Below are 20635 nucleotides of genomic sequence, written 5' to 3' on the forward strand. Positions count from 1 at the left end.
TGGCCGGGGCGTTCTGTTTTCAGCGGCTGCCGCCTGCCGAGACGCGCTCCAGCGCGGCCTTGAGCTGGGCCGGCGGCAGGTAGCCACCGAGCTGGGTGCCGTCGGCGGCAAAGATGGCCGGGGTGCCGTTGACGCCCATCTGCTGGCCAAGCTTGTATTGCATGGCCACCGGATTGGTGCAGTTCTTCGGGGTGACGGCCTTGCCGGTCTTGGCGGCGGTCAGGGCCTGCTTGCGATCGGCCGCGCACCAGACCGAGATCATGTCGGTGTAGTCCTGGCTGCCCAGGCCCATGCGCGGGAACGCCAGATATTCCACGGTGATGCCGTTGCGGTTGAGCTCGGCGATGTCCTGGTGCAGCTTGCGGCAGTAGCCGCACTCGATGTCGGTGAAGACGCTGACGGTGTACTTGGCATTCGGCGCGGCAAACACGATGCGCTCGGTGTGCGGCACGCCATCGAGCAGTTTGCGGCGGTAGGTGAGCAGGCCCTGGCTGCTGACCGGCGCCTTGTTCTGGATGTCGTACGGCTGGGACTGCATCAGGTAGCGGCCGTCATCGGAGACATACAGCACCTGGCCACCGACCAGCACCTCGCGGAAACCGGCAAACGGCGCGGCCCCGATGAAATCAGGCTTGAAGGTGGGGTCCAGCTGCTGCAGCGCGGTACGCACGCGCTGGTCAGCATCACCGGCAGCGGCCGGGGTGGCGGCAGTGGTCTTGGCCGCCGGAGCGGACGGTTGCTGCGCGCAGGCAGACAGGCTGAGCGCGCCGAAGAGCGCCGCAATGGCAACACGGAGCATCGAGCATTCCGGTGTAAGGAGTCAGGCTGGATTCTCGCACAGCTGCCTGCTCACACAGCTGGACCGCAGTGGAACGGTGATGCGCGGCCGGGGTTGGCACCCTCTCAGCCGCGCGGGTGGTGCTTGGCGTGCAGCTTCTGCAGGTGCTCGCGGGCCACCAGCGTGTAGATCTGGGTGGTGGACAGCGAACTGTGGCCGAGCAGCATCTGCAGGGCGCGCAGATCCGCGCCCCGGTTGAGCAGGTGCGTGGCAAAGCTGTGGCGCAGGCCGTGGGGACTGATCCGGGCGGGGTCGATCCCGGCCAGCACCGCGTACGTCTTCACCAGCCCCCAGAACTGCTGGCGGCTGAGCGGGTGCAGCGAGGGCGTCAGGAACATCGGCACGGCGCCCTCCTGCGGCGTCGGCACGTTGCGCTTGCCGGTGAGCTGCGGGCGCGATTCAGCCAGGTAGCGCTCAAGCCAGTGCTGGGATTCTTCCCCCAGCGGAACCAGCCGTTCCTTGCTGCCCTTGCCGGTCACGCGCAGCACCCCCTGCCGCAGGTTCACGGCATTGGCCGGCAGGTTGACCAGTTCGCTGACGCGCAGGCCGGCGGCATACATCAGTTCCAGCATGGCGCGGTCGCGCAGCCCGAGCGGCGTCTCGATATCGGGGCTGGCCAACAGCGCATCGATCTGGCTTTCGGCCAGCGCCTTGGGCAGCAGCCGCGGCAGCTTGGGCGGATCCAGCAACGCGCTGGGGTCATCGCCGCGCTCGCCGCGGCGAACCGCATCGGCGAAGAAGGCCCGCAGCGCGGACAGCAGGCGGGCATTGCTGCGCGGCGACCAGCCATGGCGGGAGCGCCAAGCGAGGTAATCGAACAGCCCGGCGCGATCGAGGCCAGCCAGCCCGCCGGCGGCGCCATTACGCCAGCGCGCGAGCCCTTCGAGATCGCGCCGGTAACTGTCCAGGCTGGCACGCGCGAGGCCGTGCTCGGCCCAGGCGGTGTCGAGGAAACGCTGGATGCGGACGTTGTCATCCTCGCGCAGCTCGGGCAGGTGCTGGATGAGCTGGCGACGCAGGGCGGGGGTAGTGGCATCGGACATGCGGACAGCATACGGAGCAGACCGCGCGTGGGCCATCGAACGCGGGCGGCCGGCCGGGTATGCTCCGGGTCATGACCGATACCGCGCTGTCGCCCCCCCCTGCTGATCGCCCTGCATCGTTGCTGCTGTGGCGGTGGTTGTCGCTGTTGTACGACGTCTTCCCGGCGCTGGCGCTGTGGATGCTGCTCGGTGCGGTGTTCGTAGCGGTCTACACGTTGAGCGGTCATGCGGAGCGCGAGAACATCGCGCCGTTCAGTGCGTGGCAGTGGGCGTTGTGGGCCTGCTGCTGGGTCGTGACGGGCCTGTACGCGACGATGAGTTGGCGCCGCGGCGGGCAGACGCTGGGGATGCGCCCGTGGCGGTTGCGGGTGGTGTCGCTGGACGGCACGGTGCCGACGCGCGGGCAGTTGTGGCGGCGCTATGCGGTGGGGTCGCTGTCGGTGTTGGCGGCCGGCCTGGGGTTCTGGTGGGCGCTGCTGGATCGGCAGCGGTTGACCTGGCATGACCGGGCCAGCGGAACGCGGGTTGTCCGGCTGCCGAAGTACTGACGTACTGACGCGCTGACGTACTGACGCACTGACGCACTGACGCACTGACGCTCTAAAGCCTTCCAGAACAGCGCTGAAAGCAGCGCCTCTGTTTTCTGTGCGTTTGCGGAGAGGCGCAACCCATTTCTGGGCCCGCTGCAAGTACGTCCATGTAAGCTCGTAGTGCGCCATCCATGGCGCACTACGGCCCTGAAATGGGCTGCGCCTCTCCGCATTGACAGATTGCGAAGTGCGGTTGATCAAAGCGGATTTGTTGCGTGACCGACGTTTCGCACTCAGTACCGGCTCTCGCGATCAAGACGCGTAAGGAGCGCAATCTTCATAGCGAAGTCGTACCTTCGCTCAATCGATCAAGCCTTCGTCGATCAATTGCTCAATTGCTCAATTGCTCAGTCGCTCAGTCGCTCAGTCGCTCAGTCGCCAAGATTCAATACGAACAGCGTCACTTCGCCAATCCATCAGAACGGGTAGAGCCGGGCCATGCCCGGCTGCTCTCCCCTCCCCCACCAGCACACTGTCGGAGGCGCGGCGGGATTGCCAGGCCGGGACCGTGTGCTGCCATGGATGGCAGCACACGAGCCTTATCTGTTCGGAATCTGGCAGCTTAGGTGCCGAGAGCCGGCGTGGGCCGCCGTACGAGCCTGGATCTGAGCGATCGCCATGTAGCTTGGCGCCCACGCCGGAATCTCCCTTGATCCGCCCGAACAGTTGCTGGAGCTGACACTCGAAGCGATAAGACTGGGCAAGCGGGGGAGCTCTCGACCCTTCCAGACTATACGGAGTCGGGCGATGAACGGGATCGGGATTGATGTAAGCAAGCGCCAGCTGGATGTCGGCACGACGGACAGAGAGACCCTGCAGGTCAGCAATAGCCCCTCTGGCTTTGTTGAATTGAACGCTTGGCTGAAGAAGCGTCCAGCGATCCAGATCGTGCTGGAGGCCACCGGCGGATATGAGCAGCCCGTGCTGGATTTCCTGCACAAGGCAGGCCATCGGGTGGTGCGCGCCAATGCCTTTCGGGCGCGGAAACTAGCTCAGGGGCTGGACCAAATAGCCAAGACAGACCGCTTGGATGCCTATGCATTGGCACAGATGGCCGCGCTGGTGAAACTGCCGGCCTACCAGCCACTAGAGCCTTGGCAGCAGAAACTGCGGGAATTTGTGCGGGCACGTCGACAGATGATGCAGGCCCTGACCGTAGCGCGACAGCAGCAGGAAATGGTGCGTGATCGTGAATTGCGACGGCTTTTGCAGACCAACATCACCCGCTTGCAGACACTGGTAGAACGCCTGGGAAAGCAGATTGCCGAGCAAGTCGCTCAACAGCCCCAGCTCACGATTCTGAAGTCGATGAAGGGCGTGGGACCGGGGCTACAGGCGGTGCTGGCCAGCTACCTGCCTGAGCTGGGCCAGATCAGCGGCAAGGCCATCGCCAGCCTGGTGGGCGTGGCACCGATGTCCCACGACAGCGGGACGATACGCGGAAAACGAAGCATCCACGGCGGTCGAGCCGAGATCCGTCAGGAGTGGCGATCGTGGCGGTAATGCGGAAGATGCTGGTGATCCTCAACGCCCGCGTGCGCGACGCTCAAAGCGGACCAATCCCGGCCTGAAGCGCGCACGGGCACATCTCCAAAGGCTGCCGGCCAGCGGCCGGCACTACCGCGTCCGTCTACTGGAGGGACCGAACTCCCTCCAGCAACACCGTTGCTACAGGGACGTACTTGCGGCAGGTCCCGGAATGGCGAGCCCGTCGCGCCTAGCTCGACAGCACATGGTGGCCGCTTTGGCGTCGGCGTTGGCGTTGGCTTCGGCGTTTGCCGCCAGGCCGGCCGGATGAATCAGCCCGACTTACGTCGGAACAACAACCCGGACACCACCATCATCACGATCGGCGGCAACGCATACGCAATCCGGTAATCGAACTTCAGCGCACCGGCCATGCGGCCGAAGAACAACTGCAGCAACCAGAAGCCCAACGCGAACAGAATGCCCAGGAACAACCGCTTGCCCATACCGCCACTGCGCAGCGAACCGAACGCGAACGGTATCGCCGCCAGGCACAACGCCAACACATTGATCGGATAGAACCAACGGCTCCAGTACACATCCTCGTAATCGCGCGCATCCAGCCCGTTGCGCTTGCGGTACTCGATGCTGTTACGCAGATCCATCGCCGTCAGATTGCGTGGCTTGGAAATGCCGCTGGCCAGCGCCGCCGCATCCAAGCGTGAATCCCATGGCTCGGACTCGGCCGTCTCGCGCGTTGCCGAACGCTCACCGAAGATATCGCGGCGCACCTTGTTCAACACCCAGCCTCTGGCGTCATGTTCGGCGGTGGTGGCATACGTCATCGAGGCCAAGCGGCCGTCGTCGGCGATCTTGTACAGACGCACGTCGTGCAGGATCAGGCGCGTGCCGCCCCCGGCCTGCAGCTGCTCGTCGCCGCTGATCGCGTTGAGGAAGGTATCGCCTTCCCGCGCCCACACGCCCGAATAGCGGGCCGCGCTCAGGCTGCTGCCCCACCTTGCGCTGATCTTGACGTCATCGGCCTTGCTCTGGCCCCAGGGGCCCAGCGTTTCGCCGCTGAACACCATGACCGCGGTCATCAGCGACAGCGCGATCGCCACCGAGACGCTCAGGCGCTTGCGCGACAGGCCCAGCGCGCGCAGTGCGGTGAGTTCGGAGGTGGCGGCCAGCTGGCCCAGGCCCATCAGCGCGCCGATCACGGCGGCGGTCGGGAAGAAGGTATAGGCGCGGCGAGGCACGGTGTAGAGCACCCAGGCGGCCGCGTGGCCGACGGTGTAGCTGCCCTTGCCAACGTCCTTGAACTCCCCGGAGAAGGCCATCACCACGTCCAGGCCGACCAGCACCGCCCAGGTCAGCAGGACGGTGCCGAACACGGCACGGCCCAGGTACAGATCAAACCGCATGGGGCGCAACACGTTCATGCGGTCCTCCGGGGACGCGACAGTTTGCCGTCGCGGAAATACATCCACAGGGCGAGGGCAAGCAACGGCAGCGTCAGCCACCACAGGCCCGCCACGGCGGGGATCTTGCCATCGGCGATCCAGCGGGTGCCGATGAACATCAGGTTCATGCCCACCATGTAGGCCATGAAGGCCAGCATCATCCGGCCGTAGCGCTGCTGCCGCGGCGAACTGCGGGCCAGCGGCAGGGTCATCAGGGCGAAGGCGAGCGCGATCAGCGGCGGGGCGATGCGCGAGTGAAGCTGGGCCTGGGCCTCCGGGCGCTCATCGCCGAACAGCTCGGTGGTGCGCAGCAGTTCGGGGTCATCGTCTTTGCGGGTCTCGGCACCGTCGGGCATGGCCACGTCGTTGCGGGCGAAGGTCATCAGCTTGTAATCCAGCGCACCGTTGGCCGGGCCCTCGACCTGGTGGCCGTCATCCAGCTCCAGATAGCGCTGCTTGGCGCCCTCGAAGTACATCCGGCCGTGGTCGGCAGAGATCACTTCGATGCGGTCTTCCTTCTGGCGCTGCAGGAACACCTTGCCCAACTGGGTGCCGTCGGGGGAGACCGAGGCCAGGTAGACCACGCCGCCGTTGGGCAGCGGGGTGAACTTGCCGGCCTCCAGGCCGGCCATGACCACGCTGCGGTTGGCCTCGTCGATCATGGTCTCGCTGGTGCGGTCGGCCCAGGGGCCCAGCCACAGCGAGCACAGCCCGATCAGGCCGACCACCGGCACCACCAGCATCATCAGGGGCCGCAGCAGGCGCTTGGGGCCGACACCGATGGCGGTGATGACCGCCATTTCCGAGTCCCGGTAGAGCCGCGCGGTGGCCAGCAGCAGGCCCAGCATCAGCGCCAGCGGCAGGATCAGCGGCATGTAGACGATGAACTGCAGGCCCAACTGGGAGAACAGCAGGCGGGCAGGCAGACGGCCGTCGGCGATGTTGCCGAGGATGTCCACCAGGACCCCGCCGACACTCACCACCAGCAACACGATGAGGGTGGCCAGGAAACTCTGGACGAAATCACGCAGGAGATAGCGATCGAGCTTCGACATGGGGCGGTGGTTTAAACTCTCGGATTCGTTCGCGGTGCTGCCCAGTCTACTGACGGGACGTAAACAGCTCGCGATTGTACGGTTTTGCCAACGGAATCTGATCAATGGCCCTGGAATTCACCCTGAACCACGCAGCGCCGGCCTCGGCCGAGTGCGATTGCGTCATCGTCGGCGCCTATGCCGACCAGACCCTGAGCCCCGCGGCACAGGCCTTGGACACCGCGTCCGGTGGCCGTCTGTCGGCCCTGATCGCCCGCGGCGACGTGGGCGGCAAGACCGGCAATACGACCCTGCTGCACGATCTGCCCGGCGTCACCGCCGCACGCGTGCTCGTGGTCGGGCTGGGCGAGCCGGCCAAGTTCGGCGTGGCGCAGTACCTCAAGGCGGTCGGCGATGCCAGCCGCGCCCTCAAGAGCGGCGTCAACCATCAGGCGCTGTTCACCCTGACCGAGATCGAGGTCAAGGGCCGCGATGCCGCCTGGAACATCCGCCAGGCCATCATCACCGCCGACCACGCCGCCTACCGCTACAGCGCCACGCTGGGCAAGAAGAAGGCCGACGAGCCGGGCCTGACCACGCTGGCCATTGCCGGCACCGACACCCAGGCGCTGGCCCAGGGCCAGGCCATCGCCGCCGGCGTGCAGTACGCCCGCGAGCTGGGCAACCTGCCGCCGAACGTCTGCACCCCGGCCTACCTGGCCGAGTCCTCGGTCGCGTTCGCGCAGGCGCATGCAGGCGCCGAAGCGGAGGTGCTGGACGAGCACCAGATGGAAGCGCTGGGCATGGGCTCGCTGCTGGCCGTGGCCCGTGGCTCGGCCAACCGCCCGCACCTGGTCGTGCTGAAGTGGAACAACGGCGGCGACGCCAAGCCCTATGTGCTGGTCGGCAAGGGCATCACCTTCGATACCGGTGGCGTCAATCTGAAGACCCAGGGCGGCATCGAAGAGATGAAGTACGACATGTGCGGTGGCGCCAACGTCATCGGCACCTTCGTCGCGGCCGTGACGGCCAAGCTGCCGCTCAACCTGGTGGTGGTGGTGCCGGCGGTCGAGAACGCCATCGACGGCAATGCCTACCGCCCGTCGGACGTGATCACCTCGATGTCGGGCAAGACCATCGAAGTGGGCAACACCGACGCCGAAGGCCGCCTGATCCTGTGCGACGCGCTGACCTACGCGCAGCGCTTCGAGCCGGCCGCGCTGATCGACGTGGCCACCCTGACCGGTGCCTGCCTGGTGGCGCTGGGCCACCAGACCGCCGGCCTGATGAGCAAGCACGACGACCTCGCCAACGAGCTGCTGGCCGCCGGTGAGCACGTGTTCGACCGCGCCTGGCGCCTGCCGCTGTGGGACGAGTACCAGCCGATGCTGGATTCCAGCTTCGCCGATATCTACAACATCGGCGGCCGCTGGGCCGGTGCGATCACCGCCGGCTGCTTCCTGTCGCGCTTCGCCGAAGGCCAGCGCTGGGCTCATCTGGACATCGCCGGCGTGGCCAGCGACGAAGGCAAGCGCGGCATGGCCACCGGCCGCCCGGTCGGCCTGCTGAGCCAGTGGCTGCTGGACCAGGTCGCCCGCGCCTGATGCCCTGCCCGATCGCGGCCACCTGCGGGTGGCCGCGATCCCGCCCGGCCTGGCGCCGGGTTCTCCCTCCGCTCCAGGCCCTGCCATGTCCCGTGCTGATTTCTACCTGATCGCCAAGCCCCGCTTCCTGACCGAGCCATTGCGCCTGGTCTGCGAACTGGCCCGCAAGGCCAATGACGCCGGGCTGTTCACCCTGGTGCTGGCACGCGACCAGGCCCAGGCCGAAGAGCTGGACGAGCTGCTGTGGGCGTTCGACAACGATGCCTACATCCCGCACCAGATCGCCGGCGAAGACATGGACGAGGAAGAGGCGCTGGTGCTGATCGCCGTTCCCGGCACCGAGGCCCCGGCCCGGCCGCTGGTGATCAACCTGCGCGACGATCCCTACCTGGCCGCCTGCGACCGCGTGCTGGAAGTGGTGCCGGCCGACCCGGAAGCGCGCGAACCGCTGCGCGAGCGCTGGCGCCAGTACAAGGCACTGGGCTTTGACCTGAACAAATACGACATGTAACCCGCGCGGCGCCCGTCCGGTCGCCGCCGCCCCCGGAGACCCTTGATGCGCCTGTTGATCGCCCTGATCTTTCCCTGGTTCGCCTTCTTCACCATCGGCCGCCCGATCGCAGGCATCCTCTGCCTGATCCTGCAGATCACGCTGATCGGCTGGCTGCCCGCCGCGATCTGGGCCGCCTACGCGGTCTCACAGTTCCATACCGACCAGAAGATCCGCCGCGCCTTCGGGCGCTGAGCTTCCGGCACCCCCACCTTCCGTATTCGATCCTGGTTCCCGCATGACCCAACTCGCCTCCAGCTACGACCCGAAAACCTTTGAAACCGCGCTGTACGACGCGTGGGAGAAGGCCGGCCATTTCAAGCCGTCCGGCAAGGGCGAGCCGTACACCATCCTGCTGCCGCCGCCGAACGTGACCGGCACGCTGCACATGGGCCATGCCTTCCAGCAGACCCTGATGGATGCACTGGTGCGTTACCACCGCATGCGTGGCTACGACACGTTGTGGCAGGTCGGCACCGACCACGCCGGCATCGCCACCGAGATGGTGGTGTCGCGCAACCTGGCGCTGGCCAACACCGGTGAGACCCGCGATTCGCTGGGCCGCGACGGCTTCATCGAGAAGGTGTGGGAGTGGAAGGCGCAGTCCGGTGACACCATCGAGCGCCAGATGCGCCGTCTGGGCACCTCCAGCGACTGGTCGCGCAGCACCTTCACCATGGACCCGCAGCCGTCCGAAGCGGTGGTCGAGGCGTTCGTGCGCTGGCACGAGCAGGGCCTGATCTACCGTGGCCAGCGCCTGGTCAACTGGGATCCGGTGCTGAAGACGGCCATTTCCGATCTGGAAGTGGAGAGCGTGGAGGAAGACGGCTTCCTGTGGTCGATCAGCTACCCGCTGGCCGATGGCAGCGGCACCCTGACCGTGGCCACCACCCGCCCGGAAACCATGCTCGGCGACACCGCGGTGATGGTGCACCCCGAAGACGAGCGCTACGCGCACCTGATCGGCAAAATGGTGAAGCTGCCGCTGACCGACCGCGAGATCCCGGTGATCGCCGATGATTACGTCGACCGCGAGTTCGGCACCGGCGTGGTCAAGGTCACCCCCGCGCACGATTTCAACGATTACCAGGTCGGCCTGCGCCACAACCTGCCGATGATCAACCTGTTCACCCCGGTGGCGGCAATCAACGACAACGCCCCGGAGAAATACCGCGGGCTGGACCGTTACGAAGCGCGCAAGGTGATCCTGGCCGAGCTGGAAGACCTGGGCATCCTGGTCGAAACCCGTGCGCACAAGCTGCAGGTGCCGCGTGGCGATCGTACCCAGCAGGTGATCGAGCCGTACCTGACCGACCAGTGGTTCGTGAAGATGGACGTGCTGGCCAAGCGCGGCCTGGAGCTGGTCGAGAACGGCAGCATCCAGTTCGTCCCGGCCAACTGGATCAACACCTACCGCCACTGGATGGAGAACATCCAGGATTGGTGCATCAGCCGCCAGCTGTGGTGGGGCCACCGCATTCCGGCGTGGTTCGACGATGCGGGCAACTGCTATGTCGGCCGTGATGAAGCCGAAGCGCGCGCGAAGAACAACCTCGCCGCCGACCTCGCCCTGCACCAGGACAGTGACGTGCTGGAGACCTGGTTCTCCTCGCAGCTGTGGCCGTTCTCCACCCTGGGCTGGCCGAACGAGCAGGCGATGGACGCGCGCGGTTTCGAGCGCTACCTGCCGTCGTCGGTGCTGATCACCGGGTTCGACATCATCTTCTTCTGGGTGGCCCGCATGATCATGGCCACCGACAGCTTCACCGGGAAGATCCCGTTCAAGGACGTCTACATCACCGGCCTGATCCGCGATGCGCAGGGCCAGAAGATGTCCAAGTCCAAGGGCAACGTGCTGGACCCGCTGGACATCATCGATGGCATCTCCATCGAGGACCTGGTCGCCAAGCGCACCACCGGCCTGATGAAGCCCAAGGACGCGCCGAAGATCGAGAAGGCGACGCGCCGCGAATTCCCCGAGGGCATCATCGCCCACGGTGCGGATGCGCTGCGCTTCACCATCGCCGCGCTCGCCACCCACGGCCGCGATATCAAGTTCGACATGAACCGCGCCGAGGGCTACAAGAACTTCTGCAACAAGCTGTGGAACGCCAGCCGCTTCACCCTGATGAACACTGAGGGCAGCAGCTTCACCGGCGTGCCGCAGCCGCGCACCGATGCCGAGCGCTGGATCCTCGCGCGCCTGGCCGCGGTCTCGGCCGAAGCGCAGACGCATTACGCCAACTACCGCTTCGATCTGCTGGCGCAGTGCCTGTACGAATTTGCCTGGAACGAGTTCTGCGATTGGTTCCTGGAACTGACCAAGCCGGCCCTCAACGGCGCCGATGCCGACGATGCCAACAGCACCCGCCACACCCTGCTGTACGTGCTCGAAGCGCTGCTGCGCCTGCTGCACCCGCTGACCCCGTTCGTCACCGAGCAGCTGTGGCGCCAGGTCGCCCCGCGCCTGGGCCTCACCGACGACACCATCTCGCTGCGGCCGTACCCGACCGCCGAAGAGTTCGCCGGTGATTTCGCCCGCGCCGAAGCCGACGTGGAATGGCTGAAGTCGATGGTCAACGCGCTGCGCCGAGTGCGCAGCGAGTTGAACGTGCCGCCGTCCAAGCTGGTGCCGCTGCTGCTGCAGGGTGGCAGCGACGACGACCGCGCGCGCATGACCCGCTTCACCTCCTCGCTGTCGTTCCTGCTCAAGCTGGAGCGCATCGAGTGGCTGGCCAACGGCAGCGACACGCCGCCGGCCGCCGCCGCGATCGTGGGCGATCTCACCTTGCTGGTGCCGCTGGAGGGCCTGGTCGATCTGGGTGCCGAGCGCGCGCGCCTGGACAAGGAAATCGCCCGGGTGGAATCGGAGAAGGAAAAGAGCGGGACCAAGCTGGCCAAGTTCACCGACAAGGTGCCGGCGGCTGTGGTCGAGCAGGAGCGCGTGCGCCTGGTCGAATGGACCGCCCAGCTGGACGGTCTGCGTTCGCAGCGCGCGAAGCTGTAAGCGCACGGGTAGAGCCACGCCATGCGTGGCTGCTTCTGCGGGGCCAGGGTAGAGCGACCCCATGGGTGGCTGCCTTCCGGGGCGGGATGGCGTGCAGCCACCCATGGGGTGGCTCTACCCTGGGCCGATAACGTAGGTAGGGCCCGCCCGCGCGGTTACGGGCCCGATGCCTGCCCATCTGCGGCATGATGCGGGTTCGTCCACGGATTGAATGACCGCCGACACGATGTCGCTGTCCCTCTTCTGCATCGTGCTGTTGGCCGCCCTGCTGCATGCCAGCTGGAACGCGATCGTCAAACGTGGCACCGACACGCTGCTGACCACGATCCTGGTCACCGGCTCGGCGGCGGTGATTGTCGCGATCGCGCTGCCGTTCGTGCCCACACCCGCCGCGCAGAGCTGGCCATGGCTGGCCGCCTCGACCCTGCTCCAGGTCGGGTACTACGTGCTTGTCGCGCGTACTTACCAAGTGACCGACATGAGCGCGTCCTACCCGCTGATGCGCGGCTGCGCGCCGATCCTGGTCGCGCTGATCAGCACGCTGTTTCTGGGTGAGCGCCTGGCATGGATCGCGTGGGCCGGCATCGGGCTGATCTGCCTGGGCATCCTGTGCATGACCCGCGGCACCTCGCGCCAGCATCTGTGGCTGCCGCTGCTCAATGCCGGTGTCATCGCCACCTACACCTTGGTCGATGGTTGGGGCGCGCGTCACTCGGGTGCCGTGGTGAGCTACACGTTGTGGCTGTTTCTGCTTTCCGGCCTGCCTTTGCCACTGTGGGCGGTGTGCACACGCGCCAGCGCGCTGCGTGACTATGCGCGCCGCAACTGGGGCTACGGCATCACCGGCGGCATCGGCACGCTGGTCTCCTACGGGCTGGCGCTGTGGGCCATGACGGTCGCGCCGATCGCGATGATCGCCGCACTGCGCGAAACCTCGATCTTGTTCGGCATCCTGATCTCGGCGTGGCTCCTGCGCGAACGCGTTACCCGCCAACGCTGGATCGCCGCCGGCCTGATCGTGCTCGGGGCAGTGGTGCTGCGGTTGGCGTAGCACCCCCCCACGCTGTCAGAGCGGCGGCATCACCTGGATGTCGTCGTCGACCAGCTCGATGGCCATCACCAGCGCATCCTCGCGCCCGTCGCGGGCAGGGTAATAGCGCGGCCGGCGGCCGATCTCGTTGAACCCTTCGCTGTGGTACAGCGCCACCGCCGAGGTATTGGACGGGCGCACTTCCAGGAACACCCGGTGCGCACCGTGGTCACGCGCCAGCTTCACCAGCGCGCGCAGCAGGTAGCGGCCGTGGCCGCGCGATTGGCACAGCGGGTCCACGCAGATGTTGAGGATATGCGCTTCATCGGCGGCGATGCTGAGCAGGCCATAGCCCATCAGCAGGCCATCCTCTTCCATCGCCAGGCCGGGATAACCGGCACGCAGGCAGTCCTGGAAGATGCCGCGGGTCCACGGGTACGGGTAACCGCGCACCTCGATGGCCATCACCGCATTGAGGTCGCTTTCGCGCAGCGCGCGCAACGACAACGGCCGCGGCGAGCTCACCGCGCTCACGGGCGGCCCCGCTTGCGCAGGGCGCGCAGCTGCGGCCACAACGCGCGCTTGGCGGCGGCACTGCTGCGCAGTTCATCCAGGTTCCAGCTGGCCATCAAGGCCTGGGTGTCCGGCTCGGCCGGGTTGCAGCCGGAGGCGCGCAACAGGGCGATCTGCAGGCGATCGGGCATCCGGACCGCCGCGCGGCGGCCTCCGCCTCCGCGTGCCGGCGTGGCCGCCGGGACGGATGGCGGCGCGCCTTCTTCGACCGTGCGCGGCGCGCTTCGGCGTACCGGCGCGGGCGCATCCACCGCCGGTGCCGGCCGCGACTGGCGCACCGGCGCGGACGACTCGGCGAGCGGCGCCGCGCTGAGCTGGACATCAGGTACCGCAGCGGCTTCCGGCTCGACGCTGCCGTCGACGAACACCGTATAACCCATCGCCTGCAGCCAGGACTGCTGCGCCGGCGACCACAATGGCGGCAGCGCCTGCCCGCTCACGCGTTCGGCTCGACCGTCTTGCGGGTGCGCTGCCACGCCCAGTAGCACGGGCCGGACAAGGCATACACCACGCCCACCGCGAACAGCACGCGCGGCAGATCAATGACCATGATCGCGATGGCGATCGGCACCAGGGCCAGCGCCAGGAACGGCACGCGATCCGCGCGCGGTCCTTTCTCGCCACTGCCCTTGAAGCTCCAGAAGCGGATCCGGCTGACCATCAGCAGTGCCGACACCAGGGTCACGCCCAGCGCGACATAGCGCAGCTGGTTGCCGTCCCAGCCGAGGTTACCATCAGCGAACGCCCAGACGAAGGACATCATCAGGCCGGCCGCAGCCGGGCTGGCCAGGCCGATGAACCAGCGCTTGTCGACCACGGTCACCTGGGTGTTGAAGCGGGCCAGGCGCAGCGCGGCGCAGGCGGCATACAGGAAGGCGACCGCCCAGCCGACGCGGCCGAGCACCGGGTCGTCGAACTTCAGCCAGGACAACGACCAGTGGTACATCACCAGGGCCGGGGCCATGCCGAAGCTGACCAGATCGGCCAGCGAGTCGTACTGCACGCCGAATTCGCTGCTGGTGCCGGTCAGGCGGGCCACACGGCCGTCCAGGCCATCCATGACCGCCGCGACAAACACCGCGACCGCGGCATTCACGAAGTCGCCGTTGGCCGCGGCGATGATCGCGTAGAAGCCGGCGAACAGGCCTGCGGTGGTGAACAGGTTGGGCAGCAGGTAAATGCTGCGCGAGCGCGGCGGGGGTTTCATCTGATCCATGCGGCCAGTTTAGCTTGCCAGCACCGGCCCGGGGTGCTGCAATCGCGGTTCTGCCCCGTTCCCGGAGTTGCCATGCGTGCCCTGTCCCGTCTGAGCGCCCTGCTGCTCGCCAGCGCCACGGCCAGCGCCGGCACTGTCTATAAGTGGAAAGACGCCAACGGCGTCACCCAGTATTCGGAGAAGCCGCCGGCCGGGCAGAAGTACGAGGCCCGCCAGGTCGAGAACCGGGACCCGCTCCCGCGCGAGACCGCCACCGCCCCGGCCGAGAACAAGGCCTGTACCGACGCCCGCGGCAATCTCACCCTGCTCAACGGGCCGGGCAAGGTCATGCAGGACGCCGATGGCGACGGCACGGCCGATACCGCCCTGACCGACGAGCAGCGCAGCGCCCAGAAGACCTTGGCCGAGGCCGCCATCCAGGCCTACTGCACCCCCAAGGCCTGAGCCACCGGCCCCGTCGAGGTGGCCAAAACCAACGGCAACACCCATCGCGGCGGCCGGACTGGCAGAATATCGGCTTCTGCCGTTCAGCGAAGCCGACGATGCGCCTCTCCCAGTTCCACCTGCACACCACCAAGGAAACCCCCAGCGACGCGGAGCTGACCAGCCACCGCTTGATGCTGCGCGCGGGCATGATCCGCAAGCTGGCCTCGGGGCTGTACACCTGGTCGCCGCTGGGCCTGCGCGTGCTGCGCAAGGTCGAGCGCATCGTGCGTGAGGAAATGGAGCGTGCCGGCGCGGTGGAATTCCAGATTCCGACCCTCCAGCCCAAGGAACTGTGGGAAGCCACCGGCCGCTGGGAAAAGTTCGGCCCGCAGCTGCTGAAGATCAAGGATCGCAAGGAGCAGGTGTTCTGCTACAGCCCGACTGCTGAAGAAGCCGCCGCCGATTTCGCGCGCCAGGAACTGTCCAGCTACAAGCAGCTGCCGGTCAATTTCTTCCAGATCCAGACCAAGTTCCGCGATGAGATCCGGCCGCGCTTCGGCGTGATGCGCTCGCGCGAATTCCTGATGAAGGACGCCTACTCCTTCCACCTGCACGATGACTGCCTGGTGCGCGAGTACGAGAACATGAAGGCGGCCTACAGCCGCATCTTCACCCGCCTGGGCCTGGATTTCCGCATGGTGCAGGCCGACTCGGGCGCGATCGGTGGCGATGCCTCGCAGGAATTCCACGTGATCGCCGAGTCCGGCGAAGACGCACTGGTGTTTTCCACCGGCTCGGATTACGCGGCCAATATGGAAGCGGCCATCGCCGCGGCCCCGGGCGAGCGCCCGGCCGCCAGCGAAGCGCTGCGCAAAATCGATACGCCCACGCAGAAAACCTGTGAAGCCGTGGCCGCCCTGCTCGGCCTGGGCCTGGAGCGCACGGTCAAGTCGATCGCGATCATGAGCGAAGCCGGTTTCGTGCTGGCGCTGGTGCGCGGCGATCACGACGTCAATGAAATCAAGCTGGGCAAGGTCGAGGGCCTGCAGGGCTACCGCATGGCCAGCGAGGCGGAGATCGCCACGCACCTGGGCAGCGAGCCGGGCTTCCTCGGCCCGCTCAATCCGGCCCTGCCGATCCGCATCGTGGCCGACCGCGACGTCGCCGCGCTGGCCGATTTCGTCATCGGTGCCAATGAAGCCGGCTTCCATATCGCCGGCGTCAACTGGGGCCGCGACCTGCCCGAACCGGAAGTGGCGGACATCCGCAACGCCAAGGCCGGTGATCGTGCCGCCGATGGCGGTGAACTCAAGATCGCCCGCGGCATCGAAGTCGGCCATGTGTTCCAGCTCGGCCGCCAGTATGCGCAGGCGTTGAATGCGACCGTCCTCGACGAGAACGGCAAGGCCGCGGTGTTGGCGATGGGCTGCTACGGCATCGGTATTTCGCGCATCGTCGCCGCGGCGATCGAGCAGAATCATGACGACGCCGGCATTATCTGGCCCGACGCGATGGCGCCGTGGCAGGTGGTGGTCTGCATGATCAACCCGAAGCAGGACGAGACCGTAGCGGCCACCGCCGCCGAGCTGCTTGCACAGTTGCAGGCCGCCGGCCTGGATGTGGCGCTGGACGACCGCGGCCTGCGCCCGGGCGCGATGTTCGCCGACATGGAACTGATCGGTGTGCCGCACCGCATCGTGGTCTCCGAACGCGGCGTCGCCGCCGGCACGTTCGAGTACCGCGCGCGCAATGCCGCCGAAGCGGAGGTCCTCGACAAGGACACACTGCTGGCAAAATTGACGAAGTAAAGACAAAGGCCGGGTGAATAACCCGGCCTTTTCAATGGTGGACCCGGTTTCAATATCTCCGGTTTGTTTGTGTATTTCGCAAAAGAGAATGTATGCTGTTTCCGACGCCAAGGACCGGCTCACCCTGTCCTTAATATATTGCGGAGTAGTAGATGAGCATTGACCTGAGCGGCCTGTCCGCCAAAGAGCTGGGCGCGCTGATCAAGAACGCCAAGAAGCAGCAGACCATCGTGGCCAAGCGTCCGGCGATCACCAAAGTCCGCGCACAGCTGACCAAGCTGGCCAAGGCCCAGGGCTATTCGGTGGAAGAACTGTTCGGCGGCGCTGCCCCGGCCGCACGTGGCCGCGCCGCGAGCAAGGCCACCAAGGCCCCGGCCAAGGCCGTGCGCAAGCTCGGCAAGGTCGCCCCGAAGTATCGCAACCCGGCCAACCCGAAGGAAACCTGGACCGGCCGTGGCAAGCAGCCGCGCTGGCTGGCCGCGCATACCGCCAAGGGCAAGAAGGTCGAAGAGTTCCTGATCAAGAAGTAAGCCGGTCAGTCACTGCTGCACATGAAAACGCCGGCTTCGCGCCGGCGTTTTCGTACCCGTTGATGGCGCGCGCGGTGACCGGGCGGTCAAAGATTCTTGCGCGCCGGGATCAGCAGATTACCGAACAGCAGGCCGGCCACCAGCGCCATCACCACGTTGAGCACCGTCATCAGCACGGTCTGCCCGGCGCTCATGTCCTGCTGCTGGACCAGCGTCAGCACGCCGCGCAGGCTGGTACTGCCGGGCACCAGCATGATGATGCCGGGCAGGCGGATGATCGCGCCCGGTCGCTGCGCCAGCCGACCGAACAGATTGCCGGCGGCGGTCAGCAGCATCGCGGACATGAAAATGCCGGCCGGGATGCCCCACGCCTGTCCGGCGAATTTCGATATCGCATAACCGGCGACGGCCGCCGCCATCACCCAGGGGAAATCGCGGCGGTTGGCCTTGAACAACATCGCGAACGCGAACGCGGCCAGCAGCAACGCGCCCCATTCGACCCAATCGGCCTGCGGCCGCGAAGCGCGGACCAGCGGCTCCAGCCCGACGATGCCCGACAGCGTCACCGCGATCACCGCGCCCACCGTCAGTTTCAGGATCGTGGTCACCGCACCGGCAAACCGCGCCGTGCCCGAAACCCAATGCTGGCTGGCCAGCTCATTGACCGCGTTGGTCAGCGACATGCCGGGCAGCAGCACCACCAGCGAGGCGATGATCACCGTGTTGAGGTTGAGCGCGCCGATGAAGGAGGCCACCAGCGTCGCCACCGAGCCGGCCAGCAGGGCCGCCAACGCCTCGTTGGCTTCGCGCGTGGCCGGGCGACGGTCGGTATACATGCCCATGACGCCGATCAGCAGACCGATCACGCCGGCGGTGGCGATATCCAGCCACGGCAGTTTCCACAGGCCGGCCACGCCCGCTGCGCCGAGGCTGTAGGAAAGGATGGTGCGGATCTTGCCCCAACGGCCAGGATCCTTGTCCAGCTGGCGCAGCGCGGTATGGCCCTGCGCGATGCTCATGGCGCCGTTGGCCACCGCATCGGTGATCTGGTCGGCGATGCTGAGTTTATGCAGGTCGTTCTCGCCCGGTGCCAACCGGATCACACGGGTGATGTCCGATGAACCGATCGCCTTGGTCGGGTCGCTGAAACTCAGGATCAGGCCAGTCGGGTTCGACCACGGCTCGCAATCCAGGTCCAGACGCTGCGCCAGCGCGACCACGGCTGCTTCCAGCCGCTGCGCGGTGGTGCCATAGCTGTGCAGGCGCCCGGCCATTTCCGAAACGAAGGCCACGCGCTGTGCGTAGGTGGCCGGTGGTGCAACGATGGTGGGGGCGTCGGCAGACATGCGCCGTAGTATTACCCGAACACGCCCCGGCCTGAAGAATCCCGGTGTCATCGTGCGCCTGCGTGCAGGAACGGGGCGCACTGACCGACGCGTTCAGCCCGTCCCGGCGCATACGCGAGCCATGCACCCGGACAGGGTATGCTGCGCGCAGGACGCCTACATGACCTCAGACCAAGCCCCCCATCTCGAGCAGGATGCCCAGGACCCCGGCCTGATCCGGTTGTCTGGCCATTGGACTTTACGCACCGCGCTGGACGCGGCCGAAGTGCTGCGTGGCCTTCCGGAGAACGTGACCGGCCTGGATGCCAGCGGGATCACCCTGCTCGACTCGGCCGGTGTGCTGCAGTTGCTGCGCGTGGCCCACCGCGCCGATCTCGGCGAGGATGCGGTGACGTTCCGCGAGGAACATCGTGCGCTGGTCTCGACCATCGAGGAAGTCGCCGACGACCGGCCCAAGGCCAAGCGGGACTTCGGCGTGCTGGCCGCGCTGGAGCGGCTCGGTGTCAGCGTGCACGGCATGGGCCACAACATCGTGGCACTGGCCAGTTTCCTTGGCGAGAACCTGGTCAAGGGTGCGCGCCTGATCAAGGAGCCGCGCCGTTTCCGGCTCACTGCCACGGTCGCCCAGATGGAACAGGTCGGCTTGGATGCAGTGCCCCTGGTCGCCCTGCTGTCCTATCTGGTGGGCGCGGTGATCGCCTTCCTCGGCTCCACGATCCTGCGCGACTTCGGCGCCGAGATCTACGTGGTTGAACTGGTCAGCATCGCCTTCCTGCGTGAGTTCGCCGTGTTGTTGACCGCGATCGTGCTGGCCGGCCGCACCGCCAGTGCGTTCACCGCGCAGATCGGTGCGATGAAGGCGCGCGAAGAAATCGACGCAATGAAAACGCTGGGCCTGGACCCGGTCGATCTGCTGGTGCTGCCGCGCTTGATCGCGCTGTTGATCACGTTGCCGCTGCTGACCTTCATCGCAATGATCGCCGGCCTGGCCGGTGGCATCACCGTCGGCGCCTTCGATCTGGATATCCCGCCGCAGATGTATATCGCGCGCATGCACGACACCATGGAAGTACGCAACATGCTGGTCGGCCTGTCCAAGGCGCCGGTGTTCGCGCTGGTGATCGGCCTGATCGGCTGCCTGGAGGGCCTGAAGGTGGAAGGCACCGCGCAGTCGGTCGGCGAGCGCACCACCTCCAGCGTGGTGCAGGCCATTTCGCTGGTGATCATCCTCGACGCGTTCGCCGCGCTGTGGTTCATGAAGATGGGCTGGTAACCGATGATCACCGACACCGCCCCGGCCCCTGACCGCGACGACGCCGCCACGGATGAAGGTGAACTGCTGATCCGCGTGCGCGGGCTGACCAACCGTTTCGGCGCCCAGGTGGTACACGACGGCTTGGATCTTGATGTCCGACGCGGCGAGATCCTGGGCGTGGTCGGCGGCTCGGGTACCGGCAAATCGGTGTTGATGCGCAGCATCCTGGGCCTGCGCACGCCGGACGATGGCCAGATCGAGGTGCTCGGCGTCGATGCCCGCTCCAGCGACCCGGCCAACCGCCTGCATATCGAACGCAACACCGGCGTGCTGTTCCAGGACGGTGCGCTGTTCTCGTCGCTGACCGTGGGCGAGAACGTGCAGGTACCGCTGAAGGAACATCACAGCGAGCTGCCCGAGCGCTGGCATTACGAACTGGCCCTGCTCAAGGTCAAGCTGGCCGGCCTGCCCGCCGATGCGATCAACAAGCTGCCCTCGCAGCTGTCCGGTGGCATGCGCAAGCGCGCCGGCCTGGCCCGGGCGCTGGCGCTGGACCCGCCGCTGCTGTTCCTGGATGAGCCCACCGCCGGGCTGGACCCGATCGGTGCGGCCGCCTTCGACCGCCTGATCAAGACCCTGCAGGAAGCGCTGGGCCTGACTGTCTTCCTGATCACACACGATCTGGACACGCTGTATGCGATCTGTGACCGGGTGGCGGTGCTGGCCGACAGGAAGGTCATCGCCAATGCCCCGCTGCACGAGATCGAACAACTGGACCACCCGTGGATCCAGGAGTACTTCCACGGACCGCGCGCGCGTGCTGCGCGCGATGCAAAGCACGAGAGCGAGTAAGCC

General features: G+C 66.7%; 18 protein-coding genes and 2 pseudogenes. 12 read left to right on the plus strand and 8 right to left on the minus strand.

The window, feature by feature from the left end; translation table 11 throughout:
• Window positions 1–19: 19 nt before the first annotated feature.
• Together AC1DIQ_RS14450 and xerD are read right to left on the minus strand one after the other, a co-directional pair.
• On the minus strand, window positions 20–799 hold the full coding sequence (locus tag AC1DIQ_RS14450) for a thioredoxin fold domain-containing protein (RefSeq protein ID WP_121042615.1): 780 nt from the start codon (window positions 797–799) through the stop codon (window positions 20–22).
• A 104-nt stretch (window positions 800–903) separates the two neighbouring features.
• Window positions 904–1881: a site-specific tyrosine recombinase XerD gene (gene xerD / locus AC1DIQ_RS14455; protein WP_478050281.1), complete on the minus strand. Its 978-nt coding sequence runs from the start codon at window positions 1879–1881 to the stop codon at window positions 904–906.
• A 59-nt stretch (window positions 1882–1940) separates the two neighbouring features.
• Between xerD and AC1DIQ_RS14460 the strand changes: the two genes are divergently transcribed.
• Window positions 1941–2429, plus strand: coding sequence for an RDD family protein (locus AC1DIQ_RS14460; protein WP_152152439.1), 489 nt, complete (start codon window positions 1941–1943; stop codon window positions 2427–2429).
• A gap of 789 nt (window positions 2430–3218) precedes the next feature.
• Window positions 3219–4042: pseudogene (locus AC1DIQ_RS14465) on the plus strand (IS110 family RNA-guided transposase).
• 228 nt (window positions 4043–4270) lie between these two features.
• Here the strand turns inward: AC1DIQ_RS14465 and lptG are convergent.
• The gene (gene lptG, locus AC1DIQ_RS14470) at window positions 4271–5380 is read right to left on the minus strand and encodes an LPS export ABC transporter permease LptG (RefSeq protein WP_428999466.1); all 1110 of its coding nucleotides are present in this window, start codon (window positions 5378–5380) and stop codon (window positions 4271–4273) included.
• The gene (gene lptF / locus AC1DIQ_RS14475) at window positions 5377–6456 is read right to left on the minus strand and encodes an LPS export ABC transporter permease LptF (protein WP_121042609.1); all 1080 of its coding nucleotides are present in this window, start codon (window positions 6454–6456) and stop codon (window positions 5377–5379) included. The genes lptG and lptF overlap by 4 nt, the downstream gene beginning before the upstream one ends.
• Before the next feature lie 104 nt (window positions 6457–6560).
• On the opposite strand from lptF, the gene AC1DIQ_RS14480 reads away from it, so the two are divergent.
• The 5 genes from AC1DIQ_RS14480 (at window position 6561) to AC1DIQ_RS14500 (ending at window position 12647) form a co-directional block, all read left to right on the plus strand.
• Entirely contained in the window at window positions 6561–8039 is a 1479-nt protein-coding gene (locus AC1DIQ_RS14480) for a leucyl aminopeptidase (protein WP_478050282.1), read from the plus strand.
• Between the two features lie 85 nt (window positions 8040–8124).
• A complete protein-coding gene (locus tag AC1DIQ_RS14485; RefSeq protein WP_019182556.1) occupies window positions 8125–8550 on the plus strand; it encodes a DNA polymerase III subunit chi in 426 nt (141 codons plus the stop codon).
• A gap of 45 nt (window positions 8551–8595) precedes the next feature.
• Window positions 8596–8784 carry a YqaE/Pmp3 family membrane protein gene (locus AC1DIQ_RS14490; RefSeq protein ID WP_121042605.1) on the plus strand — a complete coding sequence of 63 codons (189 nt, stop codon included), beginning with the start codon at window positions 8596–8598 and terminating at the stop codon, window positions 8782–8784.
• Between the two features lie 43 nt (window positions 8785–8827).
• Window positions 8828–11596: a valine--tRNA ligase gene (locus AC1DIQ_RS14495; protein ID WP_461770659.1), complete on the plus strand. Its 2769-nt coding sequence runs from the start codon at window positions 8828–8830 to the stop codon at window positions 11594–11596.
• A 226-nt stretch (window positions 11597–11822) separates the two neighbouring features.
• Window positions 11823–12647, plus strand: a complete 825-nt coding sequence (locus tag AC1DIQ_RS14500; RefSeq protein WP_478050283.1) for an EamA family transporter — start codon at window positions 11823–11825, stop codon at window positions 12645–12647.
• A 15-nt stretch (window positions 12648–12662) separates the two neighbouring features.
• Here the strand turns inward: AC1DIQ_RS14500 and rimI are convergent, their stop codons facing one another.
• The 3 genes from rimI to pssA are packed head-to-tail and all read right to left on the minus strand — an operon-like array spanning window position 12663 to window position 14415.
• Window positions 12663–13160, minus strand: a complete 498-nt coding sequence (rimI, locus tag AC1DIQ_RS14505; RefSeq protein ID WP_121042847.1) for a ribosomal protein S18-alanine N-acetyltransferase — start codon at window positions 13158–13160, stop codon at window positions 12663–12665.
• Entirely contained in the window at window positions 13157–13639 is a 483-nt protein-coding gene (locus AC1DIQ_RS14510) for a hypothetical protein (RefSeq protein WP_226956622.1), read from the minus strand. The genes rimI and AC1DIQ_RS14510 overlap by 4 nt, the downstream gene beginning before the upstream one ends.
• The gene (gene pssA / locus AC1DIQ_RS14515; RefSeq protein WP_121042601.1) at window positions 13636–14415 is read right to left on the minus strand and encodes a CDP-diacylglycerol--serine O-phosphatidyltransferase; all 780 of its coding nucleotides are present in this window, start codon (window positions 14413–14415) and stop codon (window positions 13636–13638) included. Before pssA ends, AC1DIQ_RS14510 begins: the two co-directional genes overlap by 4 nt.
• 72 nt (window positions 14416–14487) lie before the next feature.
• Between pssA and AC1DIQ_RS14520 the strand changes: the two genes are divergently transcribed.
• The 3 genes and pseudogenes from AC1DIQ_RS14520 to AC1DIQ_RS14530 all read left to right on the plus strand — a co-directional run.
• Window positions 14488–14859: a DUF4124 domain-containing protein gene (locus AC1DIQ_RS14520; protein WP_478050284.1), complete on the plus strand. Its 372-nt coding sequence runs from the start codon at window positions 14488–14490 to the stop codon at window positions 14857–14859.
• Window positions 14860–14957: 98 nt separating this feature from the next.
• Window positions 14958–16649, plus strand: a complete 1692-nt coding sequence (locus tag AC1DIQ_RS14525; RefSeq protein ID WP_121042597.1) for a proline--tRNA ligase — start codon at window positions 14958–14960, stop codon at window positions 16647–16649.
• Window positions 16650–16801: 152 nt separating this feature from the next.
• Window positions 16802–17176 (plus strand): annotated as a pseudogene (locus AC1DIQ_RS14530) (H-NS histone family protein); the annotation flags it as partial.
• 89 nt (window positions 17177–17265) lie between these two features.
• Here AC1DIQ_RS14530 and AC1DIQ_RS14535 read toward each other — a convergent pair.
• Entirely contained in the window at window positions 17266–18525 is a 1260-nt protein-coding gene (locus AC1DIQ_RS14535) for a threonine/serine exporter family protein (protein WP_121042593.1), read from the minus strand.
• A 121-nt stretch (window positions 18526–18646) separates the two neighbouring features.
• On the opposite strand from AC1DIQ_RS14535, the gene AC1DIQ_RS14540 reads away from it, so the two are divergent.
• Window positions 18647–19798, plus strand: coding sequence for an ABC transporter permease (locus tag AC1DIQ_RS14540; RefSeq protein WP_428999465.1), 1152 nt, complete (start codon window positions 18647–18649; stop codon window positions 19796–19798).
• A 3-nt stretch (window positions 19799–19801) separates the two neighbouring features.
• Complete coding sequence (locus AC1DIQ_RS14545) at window positions 19802–20632, plus strand: ABC transporter ATP-binding protein (RefSeq protein ID WP_121042589.1); 831 nt, start codon at window positions 19802–19804, stop codon at window positions 20630–20632.
• Window positions 20633–20635: the final 3 nt, after the last annotated feature.

Source organism: Stenotrophomonas sp. 05L413, assembly GCF_056397945.1.

Coding starts and splice junctions, on each gene's coding strand:
- AC1DIQ_RS14450 (WP_121042615.1), bottom strand. CDS start 799: ATGCTCCGTGTTGCCATTGCGGCGCTCTTCGGCGCGCTCAGCCTGTCT.
- xerD (WP_478050281.1), bottom strand. CDS start 1,881: ATGTCCGATGCCACTACCCCCGCCCTGCGTCGCCAGCTCATCCAGCAC.
- AC1DIQ_RS14460 (WP_152152439.1), top strand. CDS start 1,941: ATGCTCCGGGTCATGACCGATACCGCGCTGTCGCCCCCCCCTGCTGAT.
- lptG (WP_428999466.1), bottom strand. CDS start 5,380: ATGAACGTGTTGCGCCCCATGCGGTTTGATCTGTACCTGGGCCGTGCC.
- lptF (WP_121042609.1), bottom strand. CDS start 6,456: ATGTCGAAGCTCGATCGCTATCTCCTGCGTGATTTCGTCCAGAGTTTC.
- AC1DIQ_RS14480 (WP_478050282.1), top strand. CDS start 6,561: ATGGCCCTGGAATTCACCCTGAACCACGCAGCGCCGGCCTCGGCCGAG.
- AC1DIQ_RS14485 (WP_019182556.1), top strand. CDS start 8,125: ATGTCCCGTGCTGATTTCTACCTGATCGCCAAGCCCCGCTTCCTGACC.
- AC1DIQ_RS14490 (WP_121042605.1), top strand. CDS start 8,596: ATGCGCCTGTTGATCGCCCTGATCTTTCCCTGGTTCGCCTTCTTCACC.
- AC1DIQ_RS14495 (WP_461770659.1), top strand. CDS start 8,828: ATGACCCAACTCGCCTCCAGCTACGACCCGAAAACCTTTGAAACCGCG.
- AC1DIQ_RS14500 (WP_478050283.1), top strand. CDS start 11,823: ATGTCGCTGTCCCTCTTCTGCATCGTGCTGTTGGCCGCCCTGCTGCAT.
- pssA (WP_121042601.1), bottom strand. CDS start 14,415: ATGGATCAGATGAAACCCCCGCCGCGCTCGCGCAGCATTTACCTGCTG.
- AC1DIQ_RS14520 (WP_478050284.1), top strand. CDS start 14,488: ATGCGTGCCCTGTCCCGTCTGAGCGCCCTGCTGCTCGCCAGCGCCACG.
- AC1DIQ_RS14525 (WP_121042597.1), top strand. CDS start 14,958: ATGCGCCTCTCCCAGTTCCACCTGCACACCACCAAGGAAACCCCCAGC.
- AC1DIQ_RS14535 (WP_121042593.1), bottom strand. CDS start 18,525: ATGTCTGCCGACGCCCCCACCATCGTTGCACCACCGGCCACCTACGCA.
- AC1DIQ_RS14540 (WP_428999465.1), top strand. CDS start 18,647: ATGCACCCGGACAGGGTATGCTGCGCGCAGGACGCCTACATGACCTCA.
- AC1DIQ_RS14545 (WP_121042589.1), top strand. CDS start 19,802: ATGATCACCGACACCGCCCCGGCCCCTGACCGCGACGACGCCGCCACG.